The organism is Candidatus Manganitrophaceae bacterium (assembly GCA_012960925.1).
In the GTDB taxonomy this organism is placed as follows: Bacteria; Nitrospirota; Nitrospiria; order SBBL01; family JAADHI01; genus DUAG01.
Genome location: DUAG01000050.1, coordinates 1 through 15,567 on the forward strand (window position 1 = coordinate 1; position 15,567 = coordinate 15,567).

At 49.1% G+C, this 15,567-nt stretch carries 14 protein-coding genes; all 14 read left to right on the top strand.

The genetic code is table 11. The annotated features are described in order from the left end of the window. Window positions 1-256: 256 nt before the first annotated feature. Window positions 257-1,438: a hypothetical protein gene (locus EYQ01_08495; protein ID HIE65831.1), complete on the top strand. Its 1,182-nt coding sequence runs from the start codon at window positions 257-259 to the stop codon at window positions 1,436-1,438. Window positions 1,439-1,645: 207 nt separating this feature from the next. Next, a complete protein-coding gene (locus EYQ01_08500) occupies window positions 1,646-3,802 on the top strand; it encodes a transporter substrate-binding domain-containing protein (protein HIE65832.1) in 2,157 nt (718 codons plus the stop codon). 75 nt (window positions 3,803-3,877) lie between these two features. Beyond that, entirely contained in the window at window positions 3,878-4,345 is a 468-nt protein-coding gene (locus tag EYQ01_08505) for a phosphatidylglycerophosphatase A (GenBank protein ID HIE65833.1), read from the top strand. Window positions 4,346-4,445: 100 nt separating this feature from the next. After that, window positions 4,446-5,048, top strand: coding sequence for a nicotinamide-nucleotide amidohydrolase family protein (locus EYQ01_08510; GenBank protein HIE65834.1), 603 nt, complete (start codon window positions 4,446-4,448; stop codon window positions 5,046-5,048). 117 nt (window positions 5,049-5,165) lie between these two features. Further along, window positions 5,166-5,714: an RNA 2',3'-cyclic phosphodiesterase gene (thpR, locus tag EYQ01_08515; GenBank protein HIE65835.1), complete on the top strand. Its 549-nt coding sequence runs from the start codon at window positions 5,166-5,168 to the stop codon at window positions 5,712-5,714. A 232-nt stretch (window positions 5,715-5,946) separates the two neighbouring features. Then, the gene (recA, locus tag EYQ01_08520) at window positions 5,947-7,026 is read left to right on the top strand and encodes a recombinase RecA (protein HIE65836.1); all 1,080 of its coding nucleotides are present in this window, start codon (window positions 5,947-5,949) and stop codon (window positions 7,024-7,026) included. Between the two features lie 46 nt (window positions 7,027-7,072). Further along, window positions 7,073-8,215 (top strand): type IV pilus twitching motility protein PilT, encoded by a 1,143-nt coding sequence (locus EYQ01_08525; GenBank protein HIE65837.1) that lies wholly within the window; start codon window positions 7,073-7,075, stop codon window positions 8,213-8,215. Further along, window positions 8,187-8,801, top strand: coding sequence for a hypothetical protein (locus EYQ01_08530; protein HIE65838.1), 615 nt, complete (start codon window positions 8,187-8,189; stop codon window positions 8,799-8,801). Before EYQ01_08525 ends, EYQ01_08530 begins: the two co-directional genes overlap by 29 nt. After that, a complete protein-coding gene (gene alaS, locus EYQ01_08535; GenBank protein ID HIE65839.1) occupies window positions 8,801-11,446 on the top strand; it encodes an alanine--tRNA ligase in 2,646 nt (881 codons plus the stop codon). The genes EYQ01_08530 and alaS overlap by 1 nt, the downstream gene beginning before the upstream one ends. A 198-nt stretch (window positions 11,447-11,644) precedes the next feature. Then, window positions 11,645-11,971: a hypothetical protein gene (locus EYQ01_08540; GenBank protein HIE65840.1), complete on the top strand. Its 327-nt coding sequence runs from the start codon at window positions 11,645-11,647 to the stop codon at window positions 11,969-11,971. Between the two features lie 64 nt (window positions 11,972-12,035). Then, entirely contained in the window at window positions 12,036-13,067 is a 1,032-nt protein-coding gene (gene mltG, locus EYQ01_08545; GenBank protein HIE65841.1) for an endolytic transglycosylase MltG, read from the top strand. Continuing rightward, complete coding sequence (locus EYQ01_08550) at window positions 13,046-14,224, top strand: phosphopentomutase (GenBank protein ID HIE65842.1); 1,179 nt, start codon at window positions 13,046-13,048, stop codon at window positions 14,222-14,224. The genes mltG and EYQ01_08550 overlap by 22 nt, the downstream gene beginning before the upstream one ends. 1 nt (window position 14,225) lies before the next feature. Continuing rightward, the gene (locus EYQ01_08555) at window positions 14,226-14,687 is read left to right on the top strand and encodes a RidA family protein (protein HIE65843.1); all 462 of its coding nucleotides are present in this window, start codon (window positions 14,226-14,228) and stop codon (window positions 14,685-14,687) included. A 474-nt stretch (window positions 14,688-15,161) separates the two neighbouring features. Further along, window positions 15,162-15,464 carry a hypothetical protein gene (locus tag EYQ01_08560; protein HIE65844.1) on the top strand — a complete coding sequence of 101 codons (303 nt, stop codon included), beginning with the start codon at window positions 15,162-15,164 and terminating at the stop codon, window positions 15,462-15,464. Window positions 15,465-15,567: the final 103 nt, after the last annotated feature.

Here is a 15,567-nt window from a genome sequence, read left to right on the forward strand (position 1 = left end):
TCATTCGCAGTTTCAAATCAACCAGATACGCCGCTTTTTTTCAAGCCCTCCATACACCACTTTCAGTTATAACTCCCAAACGGAGGGAGTTTTAGTATTCAATTCCCATCCTGACGGTGGGAACATACGCTAATTTTTTCCCTTTAATCCATATGGAAGACTGTGGTACTAAATAGTGACTGGGGTTCGCCCCACCGTTTCATTATTCTTGGTCTGTCCGCAAGATCTTCATACAAAAGAGGAGTCAGTTTACAATATGGGTAATCCTTTCTATGAGCAATCCGTCCCAAAGTGGAAATTGGCCTTGGTTCTCATCGCTGCGGTTGGCCTGACGGTTTTTGTCTTCAAGGGTCGTAAAAACCTTAAAAAAAGTGTGAAGACGACAATAAAACAGGAGGCACCGCCAGACCTTGAAAAACTTTTCTCCGCGGCCACCTTGGTGGAAGAAGGGGAGTTCGTCATCTTCGGGACCAACAACCCGACATTGGAAATTGCCCTCTCAGGGAAATTTGACCGGATGCCTATTGGGAAAGGAAAGTGCGCTTTTTGTCATCTTTTTGTGGAAGGACACAAACAGGACCGTTGTCCTGATCTGAGAGGTCTTGAAGCGAGATCACACGGGCGAACACAAGGCGCGCGTTACAAGATGTTTTCAGAGAAATATGCCGAAGCCCCCGAACCGGTCTCCGGTCTTAATGCAAAAGCCAGGACCGGAGGGGAATACATCCTAGAATCGATCTATTGCCCGGATTGCTATGTGGTCGAAGGTTTCGGCATTCCCGGAAGCGACGATCTAAGAAGCGAAATGCAGGTCATGAACCACCTGCCCTTTCTTTTGAGTGATTATGAAATCATTGCCGTCGCATCCTACCTTCAGGCAAAAGACACGCCCGGGGATTTCAGCAAGGTCACGGCGAAGGAAGACTGGCAAAACTACTTTAAGAAGGAACTCCCTCTGCCAGACGGTTCGCCCAAGGTTTTTGCCTCCATTGAGAGTCTGGCCGAAACCGAAAAAGTGACGAATTCGCTCGAGGCAATCATTGAAAGAACCGGCTGTTTTGTTTGCCACAGGATTCCTGGAGTTTCGATCGCCCGGGACGGCCTCATCGGACCCATCCTGGCCATGAAAAGCACTGCCGCGCTTCACCTGGCCTCTCCGGAATACCAAAAAGCAGTCTCAGAAGGACGTGCGAAGGCGACGACAGAACGAGAATATGTCGAGGAGTCGATTCTGAACCCGGCGGCATTTATCCTTCCTGGGTTTCGAGACGGAGACGGTATGCCGTCCGATTACAGTCGAAAATTGACGATAGGGGAACTGGAGAAATTGGTCACCTTCCTTTTGACAATTGACGACGCGATGATTGAAAAAGAAGCGCTTTCCTCCGCGGTGGGTCTGAGTGAGGTGTCCGACCCTGCGGATACAAAGGAAGATTAGGCCATGACACTTGTATCTTTCTCTGCGGCCCGAACCTGAAACCTTTCCGCTTTATGCCCGAGAGACCGCCATCGTTCTTCTCCACCGTCTGGGTGGTGTTAGATTTTCCAGATGGCATCCATTCATAAAGGAGTTCTTCAATTAGGTGTGGATGTCCCTCAAAATCTGTCAGAAATTTACTCAATATAGAACTACATAGGTATAAATATGCAATCACGCTCTCCGATTCCGGTTTTTCTTTTTCTTCTTGCCCTGATTTTCCTGGTGTCTTGTTCTGACGGAAAGACACCGTCCACAACGGAACGCAAAACAGAAACACAATTCCCAGTTGCGAAACAGAGTGAATCAAAGTCTGAACCAGAGGCAATATCAGAGGTTTACCTTGAGCAAGGTGATCTTGCGGCACTTCAATCCCGTGGTAGGCTCCGCATCCTGGTGCCTCAACGCAGTGGTTCATGGCTTCCCAGAGAAGGTCGTCCGCAGGATATGGAGCAGGAGCTGGCAGCTCACTTTGCCCGCAGTATCAAACTTGAACCGGTCCTGGTTTACGTGAAAAACTTTGAGGAACTGATTCCGCATCTTATAGAAGGCAAAGGCGACCTTATTGCCGCCAATCTTACCGTCACCCAAAGCCGAAAGCAGCACATTGCCTTTACGGTTCCTATCGATCACTCACGAGAACAACTAATTTCCCATGCCAAGGATCAGTCCATAAAGCGTCCATCGGATTTAAAAAACAGAACGGTTTCTGTCCAAAAAAATACATCGTATGAAGAAACATTAAATGCGCTTCGGCAGGAATTCCCTGAAATTAAAAGCCAGGTTCTGGCGGGCAATCTGGATGAAGATGAAATACTCGATAAGATCGCCAACAAACAAATAGATTTAACGATTCTGGATAGCAATACATTAGAACAGACAGCTCTTTATCGAAGTGATTTTAATGTTGCCATCAACCTGACCAATGAAAGGGCACTGGCCTGGGGTATTCGAAAAGACAATAAGCAACTTTTGAAGGCATTGAACCGATACCTGAATCAGGAACAACTTGCCAAAAAACAGGAAAGCATTTTTCTGGATGATTTTGAGAGCATAAAAAAACGCAAAACCCTACGCGTGCTGACGCGAAATAATGCGGCATCTTATTTTTTATGGCGGGGCGAGTTACTGGGTTTTGAATATGAACTGGTGAACGCCTTTGCAAAAAAACACAAACTCAGACTAGAAATTATTGTTGCTCCCAGTCATGAGGATTTGATCCCCATGTTGATAAAAGGCAAAGGGGATATGATTGCGGCCTTTATGACGGCCACAAACGAACGAGAAGCGCAAGGCATCACTTTTTCACGTCATACTCATTTTGCATCCGAAATGATCGTCACACGCCCCGACGATACATCATTAAACAAACCGGAAGACCTTTCCGGAAGAAGCATTCACGTGCGCCGCTCAAGTGCTTATTGGCTTACGCTGGAAAATCTTAAATCGCAGAGTATAAAGTTTAATCTGAAGGAAGCGCCCGAAACCATGGAAACAGAAGAAATCATCGCAAAAGTGGCCAGTGGAGAATATGATCTCACCTTATCAGACAACCACATACTTGATATAGAACTGACCTGGCGCGAAGATATAAAGGCGACATTTTCGCTTGGCGAACCACGCAAAGATGCCTGGGCCGTTCGTGAAAAAGACACACAGCTTTTAGCTGCGATTAATCAATTTATTAAAAAAGAATACAAAGGACTTTTTTACAATATCACGTATAAAAAATATTTTAAGAACCCGCACAAGATAAAAAAACACAAACAGGAACGCCTTGACCTTAATCCGGATGGGTCGATTTCACCTTACGATATACTTGTGAAAAAATATGCCGAACAATATGGTTTTGACTGGCGACTGATCGTTTCACAAATGTACCAGGAAAGTCGTTTTGACCCGAAAGCAAGGTCATGGGCCGGGGCGAAAGGCTTGATGCAAGTGATGCCACGCACCGCAAAAGAATTAAAACTCACCGAGATAGAAGACCCCGAAACAGGAATTCATGCCGGGGTAAAATACATGGAATGGGTCCGTAATCGTTTTGAACCGGAACTGGATGTAAAAGACCGTATGTGGTTCGCACTCGCGGCCTACAATGCAGGGGCAGGCCACATCAAAGACGCAAGACGGCTTGCCAGGCAAAAAGGCTGGAACCCGAATCGCTGGTTTAACCATGTAGAAAAAGCCTTATTGTTACTATCGAAACGAAAATACGCAAAGAAGGCACGTCACGGATATGTACGGGGTCAGGAGCCAGTCAACTACGTACGAGAAATTAAGAGTCGGTACAATGCGTATATCCGACTGGCGCAAGTCGACTAAACCCAGACATTTATCATTAGATAATTCAGTGAGATCATCAGGTTTTCAGGGGCCACCGAAGGGGGTAATATCTACATGAAATGGTCGACTTTAATTGCGACCGGGCTGGGGGTGGGCTATTTTCCTTTCTTTCCCGGTACGATCGGGAGTTTGTTTGCTCTGCTGCTCTTTCTGCTTCTTCAACATCTCCCAACGGCCATATTCATGCTTTTCCTCCTTCTTCTCTTTGGTTTGGGGGTCTATTCATCCTATTTATATGAGGCTTCTTTTAAGAAGAAAGATGCCAGCGAAATTGTCATCGACGAAATTGTTGCCATGCTGATTGTCCTCTTTTTTCTTCCCGCGTCTGTTATCTGGTGGATCGCTGGCTTTTTATCTTTTCGTCTTTTTGATATCACGAAACCTCCTCCGATTCGAATATTTGAACGGCTTCCGGGCGGATGGGGCGTGATGGTGGACGATCTCATTGCGGCCGGTTATGCTCTGGGCATCCTCCATCTGGCTCGATGGATGATCAACGATGTGGGGAATCCCTTTGGCTGATGGGCGTCCAAACAGATTGATTCGGATGTGTGGGATCAAGCAGGCTGATCTTGAGAAATGGATTGCAGACACCCCCTTAGAGACGAGTGTCCTGTTGAATATGACTCCTGCACCCGCCGGAGCAGATCTGTTCTTAAGCAGTGATTTTGAAAAGGCACTCGGCGATGTCACTGCGATCATCGAAAAGCGATGGGGGCCATATTGTTATAGCTTTCAGGGAGAGAGTCTGGAAGAGGTGGTGGGCCGCCTCTTTCTGGAGCGGGGAAAACGAATTGCGGTTGCCGAATCCTGTACAGGGGGACGTGTTGTGGCCCGCCTGACGCGGGTTCCGGGATGTTCACGTTATTTCGAGTCCGCATGTGTGACATATAGCAATCGCTCCAAAGAACGATTGCTATCGGTTTCGGGGAGGCTCCTGAAAGCAAAGGGAGCCGTCAGTCCGGAGGTGGTCTCAGCGATGGCAGAGGGGGTTCGTCTAGAAGCAGGGGTCGATCTGGGACTTGCCGTCACAGGAATCGCCGGACCCGGAGGCGGATCGGCCCAAAAACCGGTCGGGCTGGTCTATATCGCTCTTTCCGATGGTAATGAGGCAAGGTCTTTCTCTTTTCGATTTGATGGGGACCGGGAGTCGATCCAGTCAAGTGCGGCGCAAATGGCTCTGGAGCGGGTACGACAATATCTTAGGAATCTGTCGGAGAAATAGGATCTACCGCATTAGACCCTGGGAGTTACATAAAACATAAAAAAATGGTATAAAAAGAGGGGTAAGTGTATCAGTTTTTCCTTTAATTAAGGAGGATTTAAAACGGCTCGTCTTTTTATTGCCTTACCGATCTCTAAGGAGATTCGGGAAAAATGTATTGCAATTCAGGAGGATGGAAGGGAGCGGTTCCCGTCAGTCAGATGGGGCGCCCCGGCGCAGCTCCATTTAACCCTTGTTTTTCTGGGAGAACTTGCCTTCCCTGAATACCTGCAGGTGAAAGAGGTCGTTCCGGATATTGCGAACAATCTCCCTCCTTTTTCGCTGGAGATTGCCCGTTTGGGTGCGTTCCCTGAACGGCAGTCGCCCAAGCTCATCTGGGTTGGCGTTTCTGAATCGCCCTTGCTCATGGCAATGCAAAAGAAATATAAAATCGGCATTGCTGCGCTCGACATCCCGGTGGAGGCACGCCCATTCCAGCCTCATGTTACCTTGGGGCGGGTCCGTAAGGGGGGAGGCGAGACAGATCATCTGAGCCCCTGGATGAAGCAGGAAGAAAATGTGCAGTTGGGGCGATGTGAGGTGAAGGAAGTCATGCTTATGGAAAGTGAGTTGAGGCCGGAGGGGTCGCTGTATAAGTGTATACTGGCGGCCCCGCTCAGAGGATAGTAACAATTCAGCATACCCCCTCTTTGGCTTCGCGAGACCCATTCCTCCATGGCAGCGTTGCTGCCGTGCTCGAATCCTCAGTATGGACATACGTTGCGGTTCTGCACTCCTCGTGTCTTGCCCTGAAGAGAAATAGTGGCATGCTGAATCGTTACGAAGTTTTTCGATAAAAAAAGCGTTGTTTAGATGGTTGCATAAATAATCACATTTTAAAATATTTTGAGGAGAATAAATGGCTGGAAAAGACGAGAAAGAAGATCACAAGGGAAAGGCGCTCGAACTGGCAGTAGCTCAGATAGAGAAACAGTTTGGAAAAGGGGCGATTATGAGGTTGGGGGCGGGGGATGCACTTCCAAATATCCCTGTTTTTTCAAGCGGTTCCCTTGGACTCGACATCGCGTTGGGGGTGGGGGGGCTTCCCCGTGGGCGGGTTGTTGAGATCTATGGACCGGAATCCTCGGGTAAGACCACGCTTTCCCTTCATGCCATTGCTGAGGTGCAAAAGACCGGAGGGACTGCGGGATTCATCGATGCCGAACATGCACTCGATCTCCAATACGCGCAACGCCTGGGAGTAAAGAGCGATGATCTCCTTATTTCTCAGCCGGATACCGGTGAGCAGGCCTTGGAGATCGCCGAGACCCTGGTTCGCAGTGGTGCGCTTGATGTCATTGTGATTGATTCGGTGGCAGCCCTGGTCCCGCGTGCGGAGATTGAGGGAGAGATGGGTGATTCGCACATGGGCTTGCAGGCCCGTCTGATGTCTCAGGCCTTACGGAAACTGACGGCGGCGATTTCAAAGTCGCGGACCTGTATCATATTTATCAATCAGATTCGAATGAAAATTGGTGTCATGTTCGGCAATCCGGAGACCACGACTGGAGGAAACGCCCTGAAGTTTTATGCCTCCGTCCGGCTCGATATTCGACGCATCGAGGCAATTAAGGATGGGCAGACCGTTATTGGAAACCGTGTCCGCGTCAAGGTTGTTAAAAATAAGTTAGCGCCCCCATTTCGAAAGGCGGAGTTTGACATTCTTTTTAATGTCGGGATTTCCAGAACAGGAGAATTGCTGGACATCGGGGTTGAGAATAAGATTGTTGAGAGAAGTGGTGCCTGGTACTCTTACAAGGGAGAACGAATCGGCCAGGGGCGGGACAACTCCGTGAATTACCTCAGAGAAAACCCCGCGATGGCGGCGTCTATCGAGAAGGAAATACTCAAGGATTTTGGGCCTGCATCTGCGGCGGTGACGGAAAAAACGTTACCTGGAAGTTCCCCTTCGGTCGGGAGAGAAAAGGGTAAGCGATAGGAACTCTAGTAATGGATGATCACAACGAAATGAAGGGGGAAGCGCAATGAAGATTGGCGAGTTATTAAAAGCGGCCATAGGAAAAGGCGCTTCCGATCTTCACATCAAGGTCGGGGTTCCGCCGATGGTCCGGATCAACGGCGAACTGAGTCCCCTTAATGTTTCCATGAAGCTCAAGCAGGAAGAGGTTGTTGGCCTGGCGTTTTCAATTATGAATGCGGCTGAGAAGGAAAAATTTAAAAAGCACCGGGAGCTTGATATGGCCTACAGCGGACTGGGTCTTGGCAGATTTCGTGTGAACGTCTTTCAACAGCGGGGGACGGTCGGGATGGTCTTCCGGGTTATTCCCATGAAGACCTTGTCAATAGCGGATCTCCTTCTCCCTCTGGTTATTGAAAAACTGGCGATGGAACGCCGGGGCCTGATTCTGGTCACCGGGACCACTGGCAGTGGAAAATCAACCACCCTGGCATCCATGATTGACCATGTGAATCAGAACCGTACTGCAAATATTATTACCATTGAGGATCCCATCGAGTTTCTCCATAGAGATAGGAAAGGAATCGTCAGCCAGAGAGAGATCGGATATGATACCGAATCGTTCAGCAGTGCGCTTCGTTATGCGCTTCGTCAGGATCCAGATGTGATTATGGTTGGGGAAATGAGGGATTTTGAAACAATCTCGACTGCACTGATGGCTGCCGAGACCGGTCACCTGGTAATGAGTACACTCCATACGGTCGATGCCACTGAAACAATCGGCCGGATCATCTCTGTCTTTCCCCCTTACCAACAGAAACAGGCGCGGGCGCAACTTGCGGCTGTTTTACATGGGATCGTCTCGCTTCGTCTGGTGCCCCGTTCAGATCGGGAAGGCCGCGTCCCCGCCGCTGAAATTATGGTTGTGACGCAAACCGTTCGTGAGGCTATTATTGATCCGGAAAAGACGCGGCATATTCGCGATATTATTTCCGCGGGAGCATCCCAGTATGGAATGCAGACCTTTGATCAGTCCTTGTATGATCTTGTTAAAAAGAATCTGGTGAGCTATGAAGAGGCGATGAAATGGGCACAGAGTCCGGACGATTTTACGCTGAAGATGAAGGGCATCCAGTCAACGAGTGAAAGTTGGGAAGCGTCGCAGGACAAGGAGGACGGAAGTGCGAAGTTTGACGTCGACCGGTTTTGATGGAGCGGTTCAGAGAAGCCCTTCCAGATCGGGTTCTTCCGCTCCCTGTGATGAAGTTTTCTTGAAAGTGAGGGAAAAGGCAAGTTCTTCCCTGAATGGTAAGGGGAAAGAAGACCGCTTGTATTCTTCAGCCAAAGAGAAGGCCTATCGGATGCTTTCTTATCGGGATCGAACTTCCCATGAGATTGCTGTAAAGTTAAGGGAGAAGGGATTTTCCGAGGAGGTTGTTTCGGTTGTTGTCTCCAACCTCAAAGCGGTTGGGGTGCTGGATGACGAACGTTTTGCTGAGCAATGGATGCGATATCAGGTAGAGAACCGATATCTTGGCCCCTTCCGTCTGAAAGTTGAGCTCAAGGAAAAGGGTTTTTCCCCTCCGGAAGTTGCACGGCTTCTTGAGGGCCTTTCCGGGGAATGGGATCCGGTTCGCGTGGCGCGGAGGGCGCTTTTGAAACGGTATAAAGAGTTGAGTAAGCTTCAGAATCTCGGTTTGCGCCGTAAGGCATTTTCGTTTTTACAGCGGAAAGGTTTTAGTGCGGAAAGTATTTTAACCGTCTTTCGAAACAGCGGTTATCCAGGAAACAGGTGATGAACGCAGCAGAAGTACGTTCTAAATTTATACGTTATTTTTCAAGCCATGGTCACAAGCAGGTCTCGAGTTCTCCGCTCGTTCCTTCAAATGATCCGACGCTTCTGTTTACCAATGCCGGCATGGTCCAGTTTAAATCGACCTTTCTGGGAGAGGAGCGACGCCCTTACTCCCGTGCAGTTTCATCCCAAAAATGTATGCGTGCAGGGGGGAAGCATAACGACCTGGAAAATGTTGGTCAGACGGCACGGCACCACACTTTCTTTGAGATGCTCGGCAATTTTTCTTTTGGAGACTATTTTAAGGAAGACGCCATTGCCTATGCCTGGGAACTTCTGACCGAGGGATACCAGCTTGACCCATCCTCTCTCTGGGTAACGGTTTTCCATGAGGATGATGAGGCAGCGGCCCTCTGGAAAAAGATGATTCCCTCTGACCGGATCATCCGCCTGGGTGAGAAAGATAATTTTTGGCAGATGGGCGATGTCGGGCCATGCGGTCCCTGTTCCGAGGTGATGTTTGATCAAGGGGCTGCCGTCCATCCGGATTGTCCCGGCATTGGTCAATGTGATTGCGACCGCTACCTTGAAATTTGGAATCTTGTTTTTATGCAGTATAGTCGGGGGTCTGATGGGAAGCTTATTTCCCTCCCGAAACCGAGTATAGACACGGGTATGGGGCTCGAAAGGCTCACGGCGGTCAGTCAAGGCGTTCTGAGTAATTACGATACCGATCTTTTTAAACCGCTTTTTTCTGCGATTGCGAAAAGTGCAAATTGCCCGGAAGATGAAATAAGGGATTCGATGTCGGGACGGGTGATTGCCGATCATCTTCGCGCGATTACTTTTCTTACAAGTGATGGTGTGGTGCCGTCGAATGAGGGAAGGGGCTATGTCCTTCGGCGGATTCTTCGTCGGGCGGCCCGTTTTGGGAAGAAGCTTGGATTCCATGATCCCTTTCTTTTTACACTGACTGGGGATGTCATCACCTTGATGCAGGAGGCCTATCCGGAACTGGTCCAAAATCGTAGACGGATCAATCGTATTGTCCTGGGCGAGGAAGAGCGATTCATCCACACCCTGAATCAGGGCGTCCAGTTGATCGAAGAACTCATTCAGCGCTTGAAACTTAAAGGGGCCACGGTCCTCCCGGGGGAGGAACTGTTCAGGTTATACGACACTTATGGTTTCCCTCTTGATATTGCCGAAGAGATTGCTGAGGAGGCGGAAATGGCTCTCGATAGAGGCGGTTTCCATAAGGCGATGGAGAGTCAGAAAGAGCGGGCCAGGCGCTCCTGGGTTGGAGATGGAGGACCGCGTGGAGTGGAGAAGAAGAATCCGCTTTACCGGCAGGTTCTGGAAGAGAGTGGAGAGACACGTTTTACAGGCTACGACCATCTTGAAGAGGTGGTTACCCTCCTGGCCATTTTCAAAGATGGAGAGTTGGTTCATTCGGCACACGGAGGAGAGACCGTTGAGCTGATGTTTAACCCGTCTCCATTTTATGCCGAGTCAGGGGGCCAAGTGGGGGACCGGGGGACGCTTGCGTCCTCATCTGCTTTAGTGGAGATTACTCAGACAAAGAAGCCCCTCCCAGATCTCTTCCTCCATCGCGGAAAAGTAGTCCAGGGGGAGATCACGGTCGGGGGTAGGTATGATGCAATCGTTGATCAGGATGCTCGCCGGAATACCGCACGAAACCATACCGGGACGCATCTTCTCCATGCAGTCTTGAGGGAGGTTCTCGGAGATCATGTCAAACAGGCGGGTTCTCTTGTTACACCGGATCGTCTTCGCTTCGATTTCCAACATTTCTCTTCCTTGACGGGCCGGGAAATCGACCGAATTGAGGAGGGGGTAAACGAACGTATTCGGGAGGCGGTGCTTGTTCAGACCCGTATATTGAAGCTCAAAGAGGCCATTGCAACAGGGGCGATGGCCCTGTTCGATGAAAAATACGGCGATCAGGTTCGCGTTGTCGAGGTGGCCGATTTCAGCCGGGAACTCTGTGGAGGGACCCATTGTCGGGATACAGGGGAGATTGGGTTTTTCAAGGTTATTCGTGAAAGCAGTGTGGCTGCCGGAGTTCGCCGGATTGACGCCTTGACCGGGCCTGAGGCCTACCGCTGGGTGAAAGATCAGGAGCTTACCCTTCAAAAAATAGCGACGATATTTAGGAGTCGTCCGGAGGAAGTACTCGAGAAGGCCGAGCGGCTTCTGGGTCAATTGGAAGAGAAAGATCGTGAAATAGAACGGCTTCGGTCGCAGCGGAAAAAGCATTCTCCCGATCCTTTGTCGAAGGTCCGCAAGATCGGATCGCTCTCGGTTCTTTCAGAAAAAATTCCCCCTGCAAATATTAAGGAAGTCCGTGCCCACGCGGATCATCTTCGTGATCTCCTGAAGTCAGGGCTTGTCATTGTTGGTGCGCTTGCCCCCAATGCTGATAAAGTGACGCTGGTCGTCATGGTGACTTCAGACTGGACGGATCGGTTTTCAGCGGCTAGTATTGTTAAGGAAATTGCGGGCGTGATTGGTGGGACCGGTGGTGGAAAGCGGGAGATGGCCCAGGCGGGGGGGAAGAATGTGAAAAAGCTGGACCTGGCCCTGGAAAGGGCAATAGAAATTATTAAAAAAATGGCAGGTTGACCCGGAACCCAAAACCTGCGATTGATCTTGGGGCAAACCACATAAGTCGCCTGAAAGACAAGGCCGGAGGCCATAAGGGCGATTGAGGCGGTCTAACTTGTACGGTGAGGAAACCATTGGCCGAGAAGGCAGCATATTCAGGCGAGTCTGCGGTTTCTAATTCCACAATCGGGGCATTAGGGGAGAAGGAGGCATGCGATGTTTACCTTGGCAAGAAAGCTTGCTCTAATTGGCATTGGTCTTTCAACACAGGCCAGAGAAGTCATCTCCGAACTTGAAAAGAAGGGGGAGGAGAGTCAAAATAAAGATGCACTTCGGTTAAAGTCCTTTTTTGATTCTGCCGAGAAAGGAGAAAAGGAGTGGTGCCAAAAGATGGATGATCTTTGTGAAAAGGTTGCTGCCCGAATCAAGATCCCACGCGGTTCTGATTTTGAACGGCTTGAAAAGGGCCTGAGCGATCTAGAGGCAAGATTCCATGAGTGGGAGGCTTCGCCGCCGTTTAAAAATGAAAGGTCCTCTTCCTGAGTGCATATTATGAGGACAATCGCAGACTCGGGGCATTTTTCGCAAGTGGGTGGCTGGATTGAAGATGAGACCTGGAATAAAATGGCTCCTATTTATTACCATCCTTTTTCTTGGTGTGATGCATTGGGTGCAATTTCTGGATGAAGCGCCTTCTTCGGCGAGCGTACAAAAAACAGTCGAGATCCCCAAGGGCGCTTCCTACCATACGGTGATTGATCTTCTCGACCGCAAAGGTCTCCTTACCCGGCCTTTTTATTTTAATATCCTTGGAAAAGTAACCGGAGGTGAGACGCGAATCCAGCCCGGAGAATATCAACTCCACACGGCGATGCGTCCGATGGAGATCCTAAAGGTGCTGGTAGATGGGAAGGTTGTTCTTCATCGGGTGGTTATTCCGGAGGGCTTAACCTCGAGAGAGATCGCAGCCATCCTGGAGAAATCCGGACTTGTTAATTCACATGCCTTTCTGGAGGCAACTCATGATACAAACGTATTAAAGAAGCTGGGGATTGAAGCGGAGAGCCTGGAAGGCTACCTCTTCCCTGAAACCTACAAATTCGTCAAAGAGACTCCCCCCATCGAAGTCATTCAGATTATGGTCAGGCAGTTACAGGCCGTTTATGACACGTCATTCCAGAACAGAGCGGATGAGATTGGCATGACACAACTGGAGGTTTTGACGCTTGCTTCAATCATTGAAAAGGAAACGGCCGTTGGAAGCGAGCGGGGACTGATCTCTGGGGTATTTCATAATCGTCTTAAAAAGAAGATGCGGCTTCAGAGCGATCCGACGGTTATTTTCTCCTTGTCAGATTTCGATGGAAATCTGACAAGGAAGCATTTAAGAAATGCGTCGCCCTATAACACCTATAAAGTAAAAGGTCTTCCTCCTGGTCCGATTGCAAGTCCCGGGAGGGATTCCATATATGCGGCCCTCTATCCCGAAGATGTTGATTACCTCTATTTCGTCTCAAAGAATAACGGGACGCACCATTTTTCAAAAACAATTCGGGAGCATAACAACGCCGTCCGTAAATATCAACTGAGAAGAAAGAGTGAGGTCTTGTGTCGGTTGTGTACCCAAAAGGTCGGGTGATCCTGATTGTTCTTGACGGGCTGGGGATCGGGGCACTTCCGGATGCTGGAAAGTATGGTGACGAAGGAAGTGATACCCTCGGTCATATTGCCGACTCCGTGGGAGAGATTGACCTTCCGAGGCTGGAGCAAATGGGACTGGGACGCCTGGGTGCTTTCCGGGGAATCACGCCGGTTCACAATCCAAGCGGGTGTTTTGGACGCATGGTGGAATGCTCGGCGGGAAAGGATACGATCGTCGGACATTGGGAAATGATGGGGGTGGTGACCCAAATCCCCTTTCCGACCTATCCAAAGGGTTTCCCTCTCGAAATCATTGCCCCCTTTGAGGGTGCCATTGGAAAAAAAATCCTGGGAAATTGTGTTGCATCCGGAACGGAAATTATTGAAAGGCTTGGTACGCATCATTTAAAAACCGGTTCGCCGATTGTTTATACCTCGGCAGATTCCGTCTTTCAGGTTGCCGCACATGAGGCCATCATCTCGCCGATGGACCTCTATGATATCTGTAAAATGGCACGAAAGCTTTTAAGTCCGCCGCATCATGTGGCACGGGTCATCGCCAGGCCTTTTATGGGAGAACCGGGGACTCTTAAACGGACAATCCGTCGCCGTGATTTTGCCCTGCCACCCTCTTCAGTAACCCTTCTGGACCGACTGAAAGAACAGGCGATTCCCGTTGTTGGAATTGGAAAAATTGAGGATATTTTTTCCGGGAAGGGGATCACTGAGGTGATTCATAGCCATGGAAACGAGGAAGGTATTGACCAGACGATTCGTTCTCTGGAGCGGATCGATTCTGGGTTGATTTTCACCAATCTGGTCGATTTTGATATGCTTTATGGGCACCGGAATGACCCCCAGGGCTATGCCGATGCCTTGCGTGTGTTTGACCAGCGACTCCCGGAGATTACATCAAAGATGCGTAAAGACGATTGGCTGATTGTGACGGCAGATCATGGGAACGACCCGCTTTTTCCGGGGACGGATCATACGCGGGAATATGTCCCGCTCCTGATTCATCAAAGAGCGCGTGGATTGGGCAAGGATGTGGGAACGCGAAGGAGTTTTGCCGATTTGGGCCAAACCCTGGCGGAGTTCTTTCAGGTGGACCCTCTTCCGTTTGGGGAGAGCTTTTTCCCGCTGGTGGACCAATAAAATGCATGCAGAAGAAAAACTGAACTCTCTCGGCCTGATCCTTCCCCCGGCACCGCACCCGGTGGCCACTTATGTTCCGGCCATTCGAAGCGGGAATCTCCTCTTCTTGTCCGGGATGATTCCTCTGGTAGAGGGAAAGCTTCCTTTTACCGGAAAGATCGGGAAGGTTCTAACGCTGGAACAGGGTGAGGAAGCGGCCCGTATTGCTCTGCTCAACGCACTGGCCGTCATTCGGGCCGAATGCGGTTCTCTGAATCAGGTCACGCAAATCGTGCGGCTTTCCGCACATGTGGCCTCCGCCGAAGGCTTCACAGAACAATCTATTGTTGCAAATGCGGCTTCAGAACTGCTTATTGAGATCTTTGGCAGTATTGGCCGCCATGCCCGCCTGGCCCTCGGTGCTGCCAACCTCCCACTCGACGCCCCGGTTGAACTGGAAATGATTGTCGAGGTCGCCAGATAGGAGGGGAAATAGCCCCTTCGATCCTTTTTAGGTGCTTTTTCACCTTTTTTAAAGGGTGACGGAAAACCATCATCTGGATATCTTCTAAAAAAAGGGTTTCTTATAGTGCGGTATCATATCTATCTAATTGAAATTACTATATTTTATATTTAGATTCCCTTCCCTCTTCTCCTCTCTCTGCCATGAAGAATGCCGGTTATTCCCCGTATATTGGGTAAATATTAAATATTTCACAGGGCTGGTATGAAATTATTTATTTAAATCAATTAGTTATAAAAAAGGCAAGGAATTTGCTTTTGGATAGAGAACAATGTTGATAAAGAGATATTTTGTCTGCATTCAAGTACGAGACTTCATATTAGAAGGTCATAAAGTATTGCGTCCCATTTTTCGTGAGTGAGTTAAGGAACCTTGATCCTCAGGAGGCTATCGTGAAGATAAGGCTTGTGAGGAAATACATGTTAAGAGGGTGAGATGGAAATGGCACAATTTAAGATTGAAACTTCAGATATAATTACGTTGAAGGTTCGGGCACGTGATAGGGATTTGCTGGCCAGACAAAACTTTAGCCAGGCTGACCTCGTTTCCAGGTTGGGGAGAGATTCCAATCTGAGCCATTTTGTTGGTTTGTATTCAAAAGAGGAGCTTCAAGAGGTGCTTGGAGACCTCGCCTTGGCAGAAAGCAGTACAAAAAATTTTAGACTGGAGAGAGAACTGGAAGCTTTGTATAACCATATTTCTAGGGTTCTGGTTAGCCACGATAACTGTCTTTCTTAAAAATAGGGAGTTATTGTCAAATCTGGTGTATGAGATCTTCATTAAGCGGCGACCTGATCTGATTTATTGATCTCAATCCCATCTTTAAATGGAACTCCTTCGA